The sequence below is a fragment of the Mesorhizobium sp. B283B1A genome (assembly GCF_020165735.1).
Lineage (GTDB): Bacteria > Pseudomonadota > Alphaproteobacteria > Rhizobiales > Rhizobiaceae > Mesorhizobium > Mesorhizobium opportunistum.
In genome coordinates this window covers 18,815-34,820 of sequence record NZ_JAIUIQ010000029.1, presented here as the reverse complement: position 1 = coordinate 34,820, position 16,006 = coordinate 18,815, and the positions used below count along the sequence as shown (strand labels likewise).

The 16,006-nt window shown below is 61.7% G+C and carries 12 protein-coding genes; 4 read left to right on the top strand and 8 right to left on the bottom strand.

Annotated features, from left to right (window positions below):
* Window positions 1–408: 408 nt before the first annotated feature.
* Window positions 409–2,505 (top strand): acyltransferase family protein, encoded by a 2,097-nt coding sequence (locus LB577_RS22690; protein WP_224688568.1) that lies wholly within the window; start codon window positions 409–411, stop codon window positions 2,503–2,505.
* A gap of 75 nt (window positions 2,506–2,580) precedes the next feature.
* Here the strand turns inward: LB577_RS22690 and LB577_RS22685 are convergent, their stop codons facing one another.
* The 7 genes from LB577_RS22685 to LB577_RS22655 are packed head-to-tail and all read right to left on the bottom strand — an operon-like array spanning window position 2,581 to window position 9,519.
* Window positions 2,581–3,681, bottom strand: a complete 1,101-nt coding sequence (locus LB577_RS22685; protein ID WP_224688566.1) for a NeuD/PglB/VioB family sugar acetyltransferase — start codon at window positions 3,679–3,681, stop codon at window positions 2,581–2,583.
* A gap of 6 nt (window positions 3,682–3,687) precedes the next feature.
* Entirely contained in the window at window positions 3,688–4,620 is a 933-nt protein-coding gene (locus LB577_RS22680) for an alpha-ketoacid dehydrogenase subunit beta (RefSeq protein WP_224688640.1), read from the bottom strand.
* A gap of 2 nt (window positions 4,621–4,622) precedes the next feature.
* The gene (locus tag LB577_RS22675) at window positions 4,623–5,630 is read right to left on the bottom strand and encodes a thiamine pyrophosphate-dependent dehydrogenase E1 component subunit alpha (RefSeq protein WP_224688556.1); all 1,008 of its coding nucleotides are present in this window, start codon (window positions 5,628–5,630) and stop codon (window positions 4,623–4,625) included.
* Window positions 5,630–6,805 carry a DegT/DnrJ/EryC1/StrS family aminotransferase gene (locus tag LB577_RS22670; protein ID WP_224688553.1) on the bottom strand — a complete coding sequence of 392 codons (1,176 nt, stop codon included), beginning with the start codon at window positions 6,803–6,805 and terminating at the stop codon, window positions 5,630–5,632. Before LB577_RS22670 ends, LB577_RS22675 begins: the two co-directional genes overlap by 1 nt.
* Before the next feature lie 22 nt (window positions 6,806–6,827).
* The gene (locus tag LB577_RS22665) at window positions 6,828–7,505 is read right to left on the bottom strand and encodes a PIG-L deacetylase family protein (protein WP_023768887.1); all 678 of its coding nucleotides are present in this window, start codon (window positions 7,503–7,505) and stop codon (window positions 6,828–6,830) included.
* Window positions 7,502–8,164, bottom strand: coding sequence for a sugar transferase (locus LB577_RS22660; RefSeq protein ID WP_224688551.1), 663 nt, complete (start codon window positions 8,162–8,164; stop codon window positions 7,502–7,504). Before LB577_RS22660 ends, LB577_RS22665 begins: the two co-directional genes overlap by 4 nt.
* A complete protein-coding gene (locus tag LB577_RS22655) occupies window positions 8,161–9,519 on the bottom strand; it encodes a polysaccharide biosynthesis/export family protein (protein ID WP_224688549.1) in 1,359 nt (452 codons plus the stop codon). Before LB577_RS22655 ends, LB577_RS22660 begins: the two co-directional genes overlap by 4 nt.
* A 218-nt stretch (window positions 9,520–9,737) precedes the next feature.
* Here LB577_RS22655 and LB577_RS22650 point away from each other — a divergent pair, with 218 nt between their 5' ends.
* Both LB577_RS22650 and LB577_RS22645 read left to right on the top strand, forming a co-directional pair.
* On the top strand, window positions 9,738–10,886 hold the full coding sequence (locus tag LB577_RS22650; RefSeq protein WP_224688546.1) for a glycosyltransferase: 1,149 nt from the start codon (window positions 9,738–9,740) through the stop codon (window positions 10,884–10,886).
* Between the two features lie 21 nt (window positions 10,887–10,907).
* The gene (locus LB577_RS22645; protein ID WP_224688638.1) at window positions 10,908–12,086 is read left to right on the top strand and encodes a glycosyltransferase family 4 protein; all 1,179 of its coding nucleotides are present in this window, start codon (window positions 10,908–10,910) and stop codon (window positions 12,084–12,086) included.
* A gap of 26 nt (window positions 12,087–12,112) precedes the next feature.
* Here the strand turns inward: LB577_RS22645 and LB577_RS22640 are convergent, their stop codons facing one another.
* Window positions 12,113–14,548, bottom strand: coding sequence for a GumC family protein (locus tag LB577_RS22640; protein ID WP_224688535.1), 2,436 nt, complete (start codon window positions 14,546–14,548; stop codon window positions 12,113–12,115).
* Window positions 14,549–14,654: 106 nt separating this feature from the next.
* On the opposite strand from LB577_RS22640, the gene LB577_RS22635 reads away from it, so the two are divergent.
* Complete coding sequence (locus LB577_RS22635; protein ID WP_224688533.1) at window positions 14,655–15,995, top strand: O-antigen ligase family protein; 1,341 nt, start codon at window positions 14,655–14,657, stop codon at window positions 15,993–15,995.
* Window positions 15,996–16,006 lie beyond the last annotated feature (11 nt).

Genomic DNA, 16,006 nt, shown 5'->3' with positions numbered 1-16,006 from the left:
CCCGCAGACCATTCCAACCTACACCGATCCAGATTTTGCAATGCTCAGGAATTCGAAGGACACCCCTGCCCAAAAGTAGTGGGCTGGCGTGGGAAAACTCCACCCGATGATCAAGCAGCCGCGTAGCAGGATGCGGACATTAATGGGGATCCGTCTTGGCCGCAGGCGAGAGCTGAACCGCAGCCGGGGCGGGGCGTGACCTACACCGGGTCGGAATTGGCGGGCTTTTCGGCAGCCAGGACGCCAAAACGGCCGCAAGTCGCCACGTCGAACCGCTCCGCTTGGCAAAAGCCCCCGGCCTTCGCGCCTCCCTGTTGTTCCAGAGGCCATTTCGATCTTGCGGGGGCCACGGCGTAGTCCGATTTAGCCGCAGGTTACCTCCTATTGCGGGCGGACAGTGGCGCGAGAGTGCAGTTATACAGCATCGGTATGTCACGCTTTCAGGCTCATCGGCTCAGCCTCGCTGCCGGCGTGATGTTGGACGGTCGAAAACCCTCTCGTCCGGCATCGCTCCATTCAGCACAGGCGGCTCCAAGCTATCGAGCCGACATCGATGGTTTACGTGCCATCGCTGTCGTGTCGGTTGTGCTGTTTCACGCCGGTTTCACCGAGGTCGGCGGCGGCTATGTCGGTGTCGACATTTTCTTTGTCATCTCCGGCTACCTGATAACGCAACTGATCGCCAGGGATCTGCAGACAGGCGAGTTCTCGGTCTGGCATTTTTACGAGCGGCGCATACGTCGCATTTTTCCGGCGTTGTTCGCCATGCTGGCGGTCTGTACGCTGGCCTGCGCCCTCATCTTCTTACCCGATGACTTCAGACGTTTCGGCCGTAACTTCGTCGCCACGGCTCTCTTCTCGTCCAATATCGGCTTTTGGCTGAAGACGGGCTATTTTGATGGAGAAACGTACGACCAGCCACTCATCCACACCTGGTCACTGGCGGTGGAAGAGCAGTTCTACATCCTGTTTCCGATATTCCTTGTCTCGATCTGGCGCCTGGGAGCCGGCAATGTTCGCAGTCTCATTGCGAGCCTCGCGGGAATTTCGTTCATCGCAACCATCGTGGTGATGCAGTACGACGATGCTGCCGCTTTTTACCTGACCCCATTCAGGGCGTGGGAGCTTCTGTTGGGCAGCCTCATGGCGCTCGAAGCATTCCCCCGCCTCACCAAGCGCTGGCAAAGTGAGGTGGCGACCTGGGCGGGACTCCTCCTGATCGCCGCTGCCGTGCTGGGTTATTCCGAGACGACTTCATTCCCTGGTATCACGGCGCTCCTTCCGTGCATCGGAGCTGCCCTTGTCATTCACGGAGGACGTGAAGCGAGCTGCTGGGTCACGCGGCTGATTTCGACAAGGCCGTTCGTCGGCGTGGGCCTGATAAGCTACTCCCTGTATCTTTGGCATTGGCCGCTGATTGTCCTGGGCAGTTACCTGGCAATCGATGAGCTGAGTTCGCTTCAGTCTGTTGGCCTGGTGACTGCCTCGTTCACGCTGGCGCTGCTGTCCTGGCGATACATTGAGCGGCCGCTCAGAGTGCCGTCGCGCGTAAGCCGCCCCGTGTCCGTCTTGGCTGGAGGTACTTTGGCCATCGTCGCCGCGGTAATAACCGGTGCCGTGATCTATCATGACAATGGCTGGCCGACGCGCTTCTCCAAGGACGTGAATGTGTTGTCCAGCTATGCTTTCTCCGCCAACCCTGAAGCGGATAAATGCGCAGACGTATTGCTTCAGCTTGCGGCAAAGTCCCCCTGTACAATAGGCACCTCTGAAAATGCCCGCATCTTCCTGTGGGGGGATTCGCACGCCGGAGCGCTATTCGGCGCGATGTCCGAATTGGCTGCAAATGGCGCAAGCACGGTCTACGGCGCCACTCCCCGCTGCCCCCCTCTGCTTGGGGTCGGAACCGACGGAGCGTGCATCCAGGGAAACGATTTACGGCTCAAATACGTCCTCGGTCGCCCAGAGCTGAAGACCGTCATAATTGCTGCCAGGTGGTCTCTCTATCTGGAGGGTCGTGCGGTCGAACTTGGACCGGCAGAACGCAACGGCGACCTTCCCCAGTTGCAGGACCGCAACGGCGTTCAATTCGATCGCTTCTCAAACGAGGCGCGCGAGGCATTCGAGATATCCCTGAGAAAAACTGTGCGTCGGATCCTCGAGGCCGGCAAGAACGTGATCATCGTCTATCCCGTCCCAGAGGTGGGCTATGACGTCCCCTCCACGGCAGCTCGACTCGTGGCGCAGGGACATGACCTGTCTGGCTTCAACGTGTCGGAGCGCCTCTACCGGGAGCGGCAGCAGATTGCATTTGGCGTTCTGGACAGGCTGGGCCAACATCGCGGCCTCGTTCGCGTTTATCCAACGCAGGCGCTTTGTCCGCAGGAACGGTGTGTTGTGATGATGGGCGGAAAACTGCTGTATTTTGACAGCCACCACCTCAGCATCCCAGGGTCCGAGGCACTCGAGCCATTGCTGGCAAGAGCTCTGCGACAAGGCGCCTGAAGTTCCGAGGTTCAAAGCGCGTCGCGTTTGAACGGAAACGCGGAAAGCCGTCTTACACTTTGCTGGAAATCGCTTTTAGCGGAGGTGCCGGCGGCCCTGAGCGTCGACGATGGTGTTGTCCGCGACGTTTGCACTGATATGCGCGCCGTTGTGGATCAGGCAGCCGGCACCGATCTGGACACCCAGCAGCACCGTTGCGCCCATGCCCACGACAGACATCGCCCCGACGCTCACCCCGCCGGCGACGATGGCGCCCGGGGTCAGGTGCGCATGGTCCTGCACGACGCTGTCGTGGCAGACGATACTCCCCTGGTTGACGATCACGTTGTTGCCGATCGTACAGCGGGGACCGATGCTCGCGCCGGCCAGAATATGGCAGCCATCTCCGATCCTGGTAGCCTTGGAGACGATCGCGGATGGGTGGATCACAGGCGGCAGAATGAAGCCCATGGCCGCGGCGCGTTCGAACATTGCCCGCCGCGCCTCGCTGGACTGGGCTCCGCCAATGCCGATGAAGGCGTAGCGCGTGCCCTCGGCAAGCAGACGCTCCAGGCTCTCCTGCGTACCGATCACCGAAATGCCGGCGCAGACGTGGTGGCCAACAGGCAGGGCTTGGTCGGTGCAGCCGAGGATCTCGTATCCGGAGCCGTCGAGAGCATCGATCAAGCAGGCGGCGTGGCCGCCGCCGCCGATGATGACCGCCCGCCGCGTGGACGCGGAAGGAGCGGCGGACTGCGCCCCGTGCGAACCTGCAACTATTGCCTCGGATCGGCAGCTGGCCGCCGCGCGCACCTCGGCTTCGCCGATGCGGCCGTTGGAGGGCCTGACATCCGCCAGGTCGATCCCGAGCTCGGACGCGGCCTTGCGGGCCTTGGCCGTTATCGCGACCTCTTTGACAGCGCTATCGGCTGGGCTGGCCGCTGCGGATGCGCTCGCATTTTCGTCGACGATCTCGCACAGCGTTGAGCCGACGGCGACGAAGTCGCCGATCTTGACGTCGAGCCGGCCGATTACCCCTGCCTCGGGGGCATTGACCTCAACGGCAGCCTTCGTGGTCTCAAGGACAAAAAGAAGAGCCCCTTGCTCTACACTTTCACCCTGCGCGACCTTGATCTCGATCAACTGAAGATTGTCCTCGTTGGCGTTAACCCGCGGGGCCTCGACAAGCACAGTCATGAAAGCTTAGCCTTTCTTGAACAGATCGATGCAGGCCGCCTGGATGGCGTTCACACCTGGCAGCAGATCGTCCTCCCATTCGCGGCTTGAGGGAATAGGGTGGTTTGGCCCAGCCAATGCGCTGAAGTGCCTGACCCGGCCGATCAAGGCGCGCGCGCACTCGGACGCGAAGCCCCAGCCAGGAGAGCCTTCCTCCACGACGAGAACGCGGCTGCACTGGCCGACCTGGCTCAGGACCTCCTCGCCAGGAAAAGGCGACAGCTGTTCAACGGCCACCACGGTGGTTGCGATTTCCTCCTCTTCGGCGAGCTTGTTTGCGGCAGCAACCGCGTGCTCGACGCAACCCCCATAGGTCAGGATCACGATGTCCGAATCCGCCGGATGTGGAAGTGCGGCCGTGCCGAGCACGGGCCTCGAATACATGACCTTGTTTTCGATTATCAGGTGAGGGGACCGAGAAGCGAGAGCCCGGTGCAGGAGCGCCCCTGGATCCGCATACTCATGCGTTGCAAACACGGTGAGGCCCGGCACGCCGCAAAAATGCTTTTCCAGGCTCTGCGAGTGCGTCGGCCCATAGCCACGCCGTCCACCCATGGGCGCGCGAATGATGATCGGCACCTCGACCTGATCGTTGTACATCCAGCGAAACTTGGCTGCGTGGTTGATGATCTGGTCGGCGGCAAGAGCGATGAAATCTCCGAACATGAGCTCGACGATCACGGGCCTGCCCTTGAGGGCCATGCCCGCCGCCATGCCGACAATGCCACCTTCGCTGATCGGCGTGGTCCAGACACGATCCTGATAGGCCGTGGACAGGCCCTTGGTCACTTTGAAGGCGCCGCCATAGGGGTCGAGGACGTCCTCGCCCATAACCACCAGCCGGAGATCGGCTTGCATGAGATCGTGGAGCGCACGGTTGATCGATTCGACAACGCGCATGGTCAGCCTCGCGCTAAGGCAGCCGCGGCTGCTGATTCGACGGCACGATCGACAGCAGATCGACAAAAGGCGTCGATCTTCTCGAAGTGCGCGACGCGCCGGCGCATCGGGGGGATCGGATCGCGGGCGCGAGCTTGTTCAAGCCGCAAGGGCGGCCGGGTATCATCTCCCTTGCTATGGGGACCGATCCGTTCGGTCCGCAGATAGAGCCAGCACGGGCGACCCTCGGCGCGAATATAGGCTACAGCCTCCTGGGCAAGCTCACATATCTCGACTGGATCGTTGCCATCGTAGGCGAACGTGCGGATGCCGAAAGGTTCGGCCCTGGCGATGATCGAACCGGAAACGGTGAGATGTTTTGGGGTGGTTTGGGCGATGTCGTTGTCCTCGACCACAAAAAGCACGGGAGCACCGAAAACCGAAGCGAGGTTCAGGCTCTCGTAAACAGCTCCTTCACCCATCGTTCCATCGCCCAGGAAAACCACTGCCACGGCGCCATCGTCCTTTCGTGCCAGCGCGCAGCCAACCGCCACGGGCGCTATGCCGCCTTGGATTCCATTGGAGTGGAAGTTGCGGAAACACAGGTGCTGACTGCCGCCGCGCCCCCCGCAAATGCCGGTTACGCGCCCCATGATCTCGGCGATCAGGCCCTCGACTTCACCCGAGTAGGCAATGAAATGACCGTGGCAACGGTGGTTGCTCCAGACAATGTCACGATCCCGGTCAAGAGCGTTCACCACCCCCACCGCATTGGCTTCCTGTCCGATGGATGTGTGCGTGGTGCCGAACAGCAGCCCTTGGGAAAACAGCTCCAGCAAGCGCTCCTCGACAAGCCGGATGAGGATCATCTGCTGATAAAGCCGGGCCACGGTCGGCAGTTCGAACCCGAGCAGCGTTCTTTTTTCCTGAGGAAGGGTGAGGTTCTGCAATGCTGAAGACGGCACCAATTTCAGCTCTCCAAAGGAAGACGCCGGAATGGTTCCATCTTTCCTGATCGCGTGCTCGTTCATCAGGCCGCCTCGAGCTGGCGCGCAGCCGCGACAAGGATGGACCGCGTCGTCGACGCTGCCGCCGTCGTTTCCTCGACCGTCCAGGACGGGTCGACCAGGAACGCGATGCTCGTTTCACCAAGCTGCCGCGCGACTGGCAGTCGCTCGGGCGGCGCCACGCCGGCATCGGCGAAGGCATGCTCGAGATAAATCTCGGAGCAGCTGCCCGAGAAGCACGGAACGCCTGCCGCGTTGACGGCCGCGATCAGCTCGTCCCGCGACCATCCCGAAGACAACATCTCCGGCTTGATATAGAAATAGCATCGATACCAGGCATGCCTGTGTGCCGGATCGAGCCGGGGCGTGTACAGCATCGGCAAATCGGCAAGCGTGTTTATCCAGATGGCGGCATTGCGCTCGCGTTGGTGAATCCAGTCGGGCAGACGTTCGAGCTGCCGCAAGCCAAGCACGGCCTGGATGGACGTCATGCGCCAATTGGTGCCGATGCTGTCATGCAACCAGCGGAATCCGGTCGGCCGATGAGGGGCAAAGACCACATTATAGTTCTTGCCGTGGTCCTTGAGGCTCCAGGCGGCGAGCCACAATTTCCTGTCGTCCATCGCGACAAGCCCGCCTTCACCGCCCGTCGTGATGATCTTGTCCTGGCAGAACGAAAATGCCGCTATGTCACCGAAGGAGCCGATCGGTCGCCCGTTATATTCGGCGCCATGCGCCTGGGCGCAATCCTCGATCACCTTGATGCCGCTGCGCTTTGCAAGTTCCATGATCGGCGCCATGTCGCACGGCCATCCGGCGATATGCACGACAATGACGGCCTTTGTCCGCGCCGTTATCTTCGGCGCGATCGTTTCGGCGGAAAGATTGCCCGAGGTCGGGTCGACATCGGCGAAGACAGGTGTCGCACCGGCAAACATGACGCAAGCGGCCGACGCGACGAAACTGCGGGGCGTTACGATCACCTCGTCGCCGGCGCCGATGTGGAAGATCTTCATCGCAAGGTCCAGCGCGAGGGAGCCATTGGCCAGCGCCACGGCATGACGCCGGCCGAGGCTGCGCGCGTAAGCGCGTTCGAAGGTCTTCACATGGTCGCCGGTCCAGGCGTTCACCCGGCCAGACCGCAGAACGTCCACAACGTCGGCTATCTGTTCTTCGTCGTAAATCGGCCAGCGTTTCATCTCGGAACACTCCAGCTAGAATTCAGATGACATTTCTCAGAAGGACAAAGGCCTCGGCCGCCCTCAAATGGACGGCGGTGCCCCTGACGATCGCCAGCGCCCGTAATGTTTCGATCGAACGCTCGTGCGGGAAATTCTTGATCTGCGAAGCGAACATCGACGCGGCTTCGAGTTTGCGGTCGAGTGTCGCCTGGATGTCTATGAAGACATTCGGCACGAAGCTCGGCGTGACATAGGGTGCATTCCAGTTCGTTTCAGACACCGTCTCGTAGGCCATGATCGTCCGCGGGTAGTGTGACTGGGTGGGACGGGCGGCAACCAGCGACGACAGGAAGATCAGCTGGTGGTCCATATGAACATCGCCGACGAAGGGGATGAGCAAGGTGTCCGGCTTGACCGCCTGCAGCAGAGCTTGCAACGCCGCATTGACGGTCGAGTGCGGTGTCTGGCCGAGCTGCGCGGCAGGCAGATCAAGCCAATGCGTGTGTCGCACGCCCAGGCCGGCATGAGCCGCCTTCGCCTCACCGCGGACCTGCTGCGTCATCTCCTCTGTGAAGGCAGGCGGACAGCCTCGCGTAACCACCGCGACATGGACTTCCCCGCCTTCCGCGGCGACCCGGGCTATCGTGCCGCCACACCCCAGAACCTCATCGTCGGGATGCGGCGCGATCACCAGGAGCCGACCAAGGGCCGGGCTCATGACCGAACCGTCCCGGCGGGCATCGCCTTCAACGCGTGATCGACATGGCGGCGGTCGATGCGTTCGCCCAACAGGGCCACCAGGACGGTCAGGATCAGGATCTGCAGATCGAGCCAGAGATTGCGATTGCGCACATACCAGAGGTCGAGCGCCAGCTTTTCACCGTTGGTGAGGCGGGTATTGCCGTTCACCTGTGCCCAGCCAGACAGGCCAGGACGGACCGTGCAGCGAACCCGTCCCAGGTCGCCGAACTCGGTGATGGTGGCTGGGAGCAACGGGCGTGGCCCTATGAACGCCATGTCGCCCCTGGCTATGGAGACAAGTTGAGGCAGCTCATCGATCCGGATGGCACGCATCAGCCGGGTGGCGGGCGTCTCGCGCAAGGCGTCGGGCAGCAGCACGCCATCCGCATCGCGCCCTTCATGCATCGTTCGAAACTTGCAGATGACGAAGGGGCGGCCTGCCAAGCCGCTGCGGGTCTGGCGGAAGAACAGTGGGCGGCCGACACTTGCCCAGACAATTGCGGCGGCCACCATCCATAGCGGCAGGCTGAGGATCAAAAGCACCACCGCGGCGATCCGGCTGGGCATCGCCCGGCCTATCGGCACGCGAGCGGTCAATTCGGGAGACCGGGCCATCGGATTGCTGAGGCCGATCATTGTGACGGCCCCACCTGGGCGGCAGGGGGCGCCGCGACAGGAGCGTCCAGACGGCTGGCCAGGTCCAGGGCGTTGTCCAGACGGTTTATCGACACCAGGATCGTGTCTCCGGCTACGATCGGATCGTCGAGGGTCGCCACCTTGGTGGCGATCTGGCCATTCTGCTTGCGGCGGATTTGGTAAGTGAACGCGATGGTGTTGTTGGTGCGTGTCTGTTCCGCCGCCAGAGTGCTCAGCAACAGGATCTGCTCTTCGGTCGACTCGCGAACCGAGACCAGGCGCTCGATTTCAGAGTTGTGGGCCTGAAGCTCCGTCAGCGCTGTGTGCGTCCAGGCCTGGGTGGCGTCGTCCAGGTCACGCTGCAACTGGCTCAATTCCCGGCGAACCGTCGACGCCTGATTGTAGATTTCAAGCAGATGCGACTGCTGCGTGGTCGCCTCGCGCTCGGCGTTCGAGAGATCGGTAAGCGTGACGATGCCTTTCTTGTTGAGGGCCCTGACACGCTCGAGATCGGCTTGCGACGAAGCGATCACCGTCTTCTGTATGTCCGATAGCTGTTCAATATTGGCGAGGGCGATGTTCACTTCGTCGATTCCCGCCAACAGCTGCTTGCGACGTGTGGTCAGTGCGTGTTGATCCGTTTCAAGGATCCGCTGCTCCGTCGGAAGCAACGTTGCGAGCAGATTGGCATTCATGAGGCCTCTGATCTTGGGAGGCAGATCCAGCTCCGAGATCTTGTCGTTGTTTGCCAACTGGGCCTTGATGCGCGCGGCGGCAACGGCTTCCTTGGCGATCTGCACCACGCTTTCATCAAGGGTTCCGCGCAGCCGGGCGCGCGTCACCACGCGATCCTCGGCAGTGGCTCCGCCCGTCGATTGACCACCGGCAAGCGCCACCGCCTGCTCCACGGTCAGTGCTGGCTGGTACGGAAACGAGCCCGGAGCCTTGACATCCCCAAGGACAAAGATCGGACGGAAGCTGACCACCGCCAGGGCTATATGCGGGTCGTTGAAGAACTCTCGGTCGATGAACGCCTTGCGGATATGCTTCAAAGCGTCAGGCACCGTCAGGCCGCCAACTTCAAAGCTGCCGATCAGCGGAATGTTGACCGCGCCATCGCTGGCCACCGTCAGCTGTTCGGCAGGAAGCGCATCGTCAATGAAGTCGAACGAAACCACATCGCCGACCGAAAGCTTGTAGCCGTCGTCAGCCGCGGCCCTGGCCGCGATCGGGCAAGCCAGGATCGCAACAACAGCGGGAACCGTGATCCGGGCATGTTTCAACGCTTTCGCGAGGATACTGGTCCACGAGCCTATCGATCGCCCGCTCCGTGCCGGATTGCAAAAAGATGCCATGGAAGCCCACCACAGAAATTTCCTGTGAAGACCCTAGCGACACCTGTGCGCGGACAATGAGTCATACATTTGGTGGAGCGGTGACAACCTTCGGTCTCGTGCCCACCCAATTTGGCTAACTGGATGTCGATCGTAACCAACGTATGGTGCGGCTGGATACTGTCGGCCGATTGAACGCTTCCTCGTGGCGGAGCGCCGCAGACAGCTGGGAAGCTTGCGTGCACACAAGTGTTCTTCACACGATCACCAGTCTCGACGTTGGCGGCGCCCAGGTCATGCTTGCCCGTTTTCTTGGCCGGATCGACCAAAACCACTTCTCATCTTCGGTTTTATCGCTGCTTTCACCTGGGCCATTGGCCGCGCAGGTGAAGCATGCGAATTCCGGGCTCGTGTCGATCAGCATGACGGAGCGGCCGCGGCCGCGCGATGTCTTTCGGCTGACCCGGTCGATAAGCAGGGCGGCGCCCGACCTTCTTCACGGATGGATGTATCACGGCAACGTCGCGGCAACGCTCGGCTCGGTGCTGGGCTTCAACTTCTCGCCGGTAATCTGGAGTATCCATCACACGGTTCGCGACCTCGCCGACGAGAAACCGTTGACGCGCCAGCTGATCCGGCTCTCGGCCCGGCTGTCGAGCCGCGCCAGCGCAATCTCATATTGCTCGCGCGTGGCCGCCGACGATCACGAGCGTCTGGGCTTTGATCCGCGCCGCAGGGTGGTCATTCCGAACGGAACGGATTGCGATCAGTTTTCTCCCGCGGCCGACGCCGGTGAGAAATTGCGCCATCTGTTCGGCTTGCCGCCCGAACGGCTGATCATCGGCCATGTGGCGCGGTTTCATCCCATGAAAGACCAGATCAGCCTGGTTCGGGCCATCAGCCGTGTGCTGGCGCAGGGGTACGACGTTCAGGGCGTGTTTATCGGGGAGGGACATGCCGATGGGCCGGTGCGGCGCGCCGCCCGCGACCTCGGCATAGACGACCGTATTACGACGCCGGGCATCCGCGGTGACGTTGCCGATCTCATGCCCGGCTTCGATGTCTACGCGCTTTGTTCAGCTTGGGGCGAGGCTTTTTCCCTTGCCGCCGGCGAGGCGATGGCAAGTGGCGTGCCGGCGGTGGTGACGGCGGTCGGCGACTCCGGCTGGCTCGTCGGCGACAGTGGAGTGGTCGTTCCGCCCCGGGACAGTGAAGCACTGGCCGCCGGGTTGATCAGGCTTGTCTGCCTTGAACCGGCCCAGCGGCGCGCTCTGGGCCAACAGGCGCGTCGCCGCGTCATGGAGAACTTCTCACTATCGCTTTACGTCGATCGGCATCTGGAACTCTACGCAACAGCTCTGGGGCGTCGTCGCCATATCTCGAGCTGACAGGAGTGACTGGTGGTTGTCATGCACGCGAATGGTCGAGATCATTTTCCCGCCGGCGGGAACGATGCGATGCGCCGCAAGCGGATCGTCGTGATCGCAAGCCTGACGCGTTCGCTCGTCAATTTTCGCCTCGAATTGTTGAAAGCCATGGTCGCCGCCGGGCACGAGGTCATCGCGCTCGCCCCCGACAATGATGAGCAGGCCATCGCCAGGCTGGGTGCAATTGGCGTCAGCTTCCAACAGATTCCGATGGCCAGGACGGGTACCAATCCGCTGGCCGATCTGCGAACACTCAAGGCGCTCTACCGGCTGATGCGCCGCTTGGCTCCCGACATCGTCCTGCCCTACACGATGAAGCCGATCATCTATGGCGGGCTGGCGGCGCGGCTTGCCGGAGTGCCTCGGCGGTTTGCCCTCTTCACGGGATTCGGCTTCATATTCAGTGGCAGCGTTACGGGCCTGCGTGCAACTGTCCTGCGCCGGTTGAGCATTGGTCTCTACCGCTCGGCCCTGAAGGGTTGCGAAGCTGTTTTCGCCTACAACGAAGCCGATGCTCTCGACATCCGGTGCCACAGGATGGTTTCCGCGACCACGCCGGTGATCAAGGTTGCGGGCTCCGGGGTGGACCTGACACTGTTTGCAGCCAGCCGGCCGCCGCCCGGGCCGCCCATCTTCCTGCTGATTGCTCGCTTGCTGCGCGAGAAAGGGATTGCCGAGTTTGCCGCCGCCGCGCGCATCCTGAAGGCCAAGCACCGTACCGCGCGTTTCCAGATTCTCGGTCCGTTCGATCCCAGTCCCCTCTCCATCTCGAAAGCCGAAATGGACCAGTGGACCAGGGAAGGAGCCGTGGAGTATCTCGGAGAAACGCACGACGTCAGCCCGTACCTGACCGCATCCACGGTGTTTGTGCTGCCGTCCTACTATCGCGAGGGCATTCCCCGCAGCGCGCTGGAGGCCTTGTCGACGGGCCGGCCGATCATCACGACCAACGCGCCTGGCTGTCAGGAAACGGTTATCGACGGCGAGAACGGGTTTCGGATCGAGCCACGCGACGTGAATGCGCTTGCCGCGGCGCAGCGGGCTTTTCTCGAAGACGAGGAACTCGCCGCCAGAATGGGTGCCAGCTCAAGAAAGCTCGCGGAAGAACGCTTCGATGTGCACAAGGTGAACCGTACCTTGCTCGAGTCGATGGGACTGTAACCGGCCGAGCGTGACCGGCTGTGCGGTCACGGGCTATCAGCGAAGAAGTAACGCCGGATCTGCTGCCGCCTCATGTAGGCCTTCCGCAGGGCGCCGCGAGCCTGTTGGAAAGGGTCGACGCGGTTGAACACCCAGCCAATCGATGGGCCGCCGGCGAAGCGCAAGCGCTCGACAACCTGGGAAAGAGCCTCTTGAGTGGTGCTGTCGAACGCGGCCACAACGACGATGGTGTCGACCGAGGCGGCAATCCTGATCGCGTCCTCAACAACGAGCACCGGCGGTGCATCGATGATCACCACATCGTACTCAAGCCGGAACGCCTCCAGCAATTTGGTGAGCTGGCCGGAGTTGAGGAATTCCGGCAGCGTCTGGTCGTCGGCGGATGGCGCTAGAACATCGAGCTGCGGGATATCAGGCAGCGTCTGGACGATTTCCGCCAGAGCGCAATCGCCTTGCAGATAGTCGCCGAGCGTCCTGCTGGCCGAGCCCAGCTCCATGGCGGTGTGAAGGCTGCGGGTTCGTAAATCCAGATCGATCAGGGCGGTCAGCGCGCCATCCATGCCCGCTGCCATGGCAAGGCCCATGGCTGTCGTCGTCTTGCCTTCCTGCGGCAAGCCGGAACTGACCAGAACGACATGTTTGCTCCGTCCACCGTTCATCCGGGTGCAGGCATTGTAAAGCGATCGGAAAGCGTCGGAGAAAGCAGACCGCGGCCGTGACAACAGGGTTTCGAGAGGAGGCAGTGCGGGACGCAGGAATTTCTGGGGCAATCGCGGAATTGACGCCAGCAGGGGAGCGCGTATCAGCTTCGATGCCCTCCGCAAGTCCCGTATCCGGACTTCCATGCTTTCAAGTGTCAGCACCAGAATCAGGGCCAGGACAAGCGACGCGGCCAAACCGCCCGCAAGCATCAGGCGAAGCTTGGGAAAGGAAGGGCTCGTCGGGATCTCGGCCGTGGAGACGGTTCGCACGCCGGGTTCGACCGCTTCCGAAAACGGATCGAGACTGCCAAGTTTCCCGGACACGAGGTCGTAGAGCTTTTGCTCGGTCGCCAGATTGTTGTTCAGTTCACGCAGCTTGGCCTCCGCCAGGCTCCTTTGACGCAGCTCCTCGTTGGAGGCCTCCAGGCTTTTGACAAGTTGGTTCACCCGGCCTTCGTCGACGCGCACGTCATTTTCCAGGACTGCGATCGTTCGCAGCATCTCTTGGGAAATCATCGCACGGACGGCCGCTACTTTCGCATCGGCCTCCTGGACCAGGGGATGATTGCGGCCGTAATTGCCGGCCAGCTGCGCGCGATCCCTCATCGCCGTCGCTTCATCGTTGCGCAGCGACGTCAGGAAGTCCGATGTGAGCAATGGATCGACGCCGGCCCCGGTGTCGCCGTTCTTGGCCGCTAGCCTGACCTGGGCAAGGCGCGCCTGTGCTTGCGTGTATTCACCCCTGGCGGTGCTGAGCTGTTCATTGGCCTGTTGGATCGAGGCGCGCAGCAGATCATCGCGTGGATCACTGGAGACGCCATGCTCGGTTGCGTATTTGGCGATCTGACCCTCGATCGCGGCAATCCGTGATGCGAGCTCGGTCGATTGCTGCCTCAAAAAGCCGACGGCATCCTTGATGTCCTGCCGCTTGTTGTCACGAGACCATTCCACGAACAGTCTGGCAGTTGCATTGGCAATCTTGGCCGCGGTCGCTGCGTCGTCGTTGAAGAACGAGATCGTCATTGCCGCGCTTTCACCGGAGCGATCGACTGACAGGTTCGCCAGATAAGCCGAAATTGCCCGGTCTTGCTGAACATCCTTGGGCGGCAGGGATGTGGCATCCTGCGGGCCCGAGCCGGCGACCAGCGAGAATAGTCTTTGCGGTATCCAGACAATCAGGCCGACTGCCTGTGACAGCACACCGCCGCTCGAATCCGAGGTTCCTCCGGCGGCGGCTGGCGGCAGATAGGTGTTGAAGTCCGGATCCTGGATCAGGTCTAGCCTGTCGACCACCAGGCTGGCGAATACGCGAGAGGCGATCAGATCCGCCTCGGTGTCCATCCGCGACTTGTCAGGCTGCTGGTTCGGCTGCGCCTGCGTGGTGTCGAGAGGATTGGGATCGTCGGTTTCGACGACGATCATGGAACGAGCCGTATATGTCTTGGGAAGTTCCACCGCGGCGATGAATGCGAGTGCGGTGCCTGCAATGACGATCGCAACGATCAGGAGCAGGCGTCTGCGGAAAAGACTGTAAAGTTCGCGCGCGCCGAACGTTCGTTCTTCCAAGGGTTCGGGTGACTCCTGAAGGAATGGGCCCAGTCGGTTCCACACGCTGTTTTCGTCTACCAAGCTCACTGATCGCGCCCCTATCCTTATCGATCTCACCGGGTCTTCAAGCCGAGTTCGAGACCCAACCAAGCGACAAGTTTTTAGCACGGATACACGGACGCCAGCGCGTTCAAGAGGCTTAGTCGCGGCCATGGGATTATCCGAAAGGATAGCGTAGGTGGCCGCGGGCATATCTTGGCATATGTACCGAACTGCACGTCCATGGAGGCTGGTGAAAAGATAGTTTTCAGGAGTGACGATGAATCATGCCGGGGTCCCTCGCGGGTACTGGGCAAAGCCCGACCGCAGGCCGGCTGCGGCGTCGTTGTCAAATGGGACCGGCAAGATCGGCCTCTGGCTGGCAATGGCCTCCGTGTTTCTCACCCCCTTCAACATCCTGCGGGTCGACACGTTCTACTTCACCGCCAGCGATGCCTTCGCCCTGGCCGCCGTCTTTGCGATGGTGCTGGGGAAATCCCTTTCGCCCGCCCCCCTGGCAGCCGGGACGCTTCTCTGGAACACCGGGGTGGCGCTGCTGTGCGGCATGCTGCTGCTCAGCAGCCTGATCAATGGTGATCCGCAGCGCGGCTTCATCATCTCGGCGCAGTATCTGTATGCCTATTTTCTCCTGGCCTTCATGCTGGCGTCGAGGCCCTGGAGCGAAACGGTTCTGCTTACGAAGGCGCTTATCTGCTCGATCGGCTTGATGTGCATTCACGGCATCGTGGTCATCGACATCCTCAAGCAACAAGGCACATACCTGACCAGCGGCAATGGCCGTTTTATCGGCTGGGTCGAACGCGAGAACGAATGCGCGACACTGATTGCACTCGCGGTCCCCCTGTTGTTGTGGCTGGTCGCTTCAGGGGGCGCCCGGCCGCGCTGGGCCTGGATCGGAGTGCCGCTCTTTGCGTATGGCATTGTCCTGACTGGTTCCAATACAGGGCTGATCGGCCTAGTCGTCGCGCTCACCGTCTTCGTTGCCATGACGGGCTCGTGGCGCCGCATCATCCTGTTGGCGGTGTCGTCGCTCGGCGCGTTCTTTGTCGTCGTCACGTGGGGCCGCGACTTCCTGCCCCCGATCTTCCAGCGCCGCGTGCTGAATGCGCTGCAGAGTGGCGACATTGACGAGGCCGGCACGTTTGCGGACCGTATGCGGCTTATCCGCGAGGCCATCACCAAAGCGGACAGCAGTTCGCTGCTTGGCATCGGCGCCGACCAATATCGACATTTCAGCGAGCTGCATGCTCCAGTCCACAACGTCTATCTCTTGATATGGGTCGAGGCGGGGCTACTCGGGCTGATCGGCTTTCTGCTCATGCTGGTCGCCGGAATAATCATCGGTATGCTCGCTGCGCGGCTTCGCCAAGGACGAATATCCGCCATCTGCACCCTGACGACGGTCCTTCTCTTCGCCGCGTTGGCCAACGCGCTGCCGCATCTCTACAGCCGCTTTTTTGTCGTGCCCCTGCTGCTTGGAATAGCGCCCAGCGTTGCGATTTTGCGCGGGGGACCAGTGCCAGGAGCGGTCGTGGGCTTCCTTCGTAACGCCCGCTCCACGCGTGGCCGGCTACAGCTTCTTCAACGTCGATCAAACTAGGTCGCACAGCG

Coding starts and splice junctions, on each gene's coding strand:
- LB577_RS22670 (WP_224688553.1), bottom strand. CDS start 6,805: ATGAAACGCTGGCCGATTTACGACGAAGAACAGATAGCCGACGTTGTG.
- LB577_RS22640 (WP_224688535.1), bottom strand. CDS start 14,548: ATGGCCGCGACTAAGCCTCTTGAACGCGCTGGCGTCCGTGTATCCGTG.
- LB577_RS22635 (WP_224688533.1), top strand. CDS start 14,655: ATGAATCATGCCGGGGTCCCTCGCGGGTACTGGGCAAAGCCCGACCGC.
- LB577_RS22685 (WP_224688566.1), bottom strand. CDS start 3,681: ATGACTGTGCTTGTCGAGGCCCCGCGGGTTAACGCCAACGAGGACAAT.
- LB577_RS22665 (WP_023768887.1), bottom strand. CDS start 7,505: ATGAGCCCGGCCCTTGGTCGGCTCCTGGTGATCGCGCCGCATCCCGAC.
- LB577_RS22645 (WP_224688638.1), top strand. CDS start 10,908: ATGCACGCGAATGGTCGAGATCATTTTCCCGCCGGCGGGAACGATGCG.
- LB577_RS22675 (WP_224688556.1), bottom strand. CDS start 5,630: ATGAACGAGCACGCGATCAGGAAAGATGGAACCATTCCGGCGTCTTCC.
- LB577_RS22680 (WP_224688640.1), bottom strand. CDS start 4,620: ATGCGCGTTGTCGAATCGATCAACCGTGCGCTCCACGATCTCATGCAA.
- LB577_RS22655 (WP_224688549.1), bottom strand. CDS start 9,519: ATGGCATCTTTTTGCAATCCGGCACGGAGCGGGCGATCGATAGGCTCG.
- LB577_RS22660 (WP_224688551.1), bottom strand. CDS start 8,164: ATGATCGGCCTCAGCAATCCGATGGCCCGGTCTCCCGAATTGACCGCT.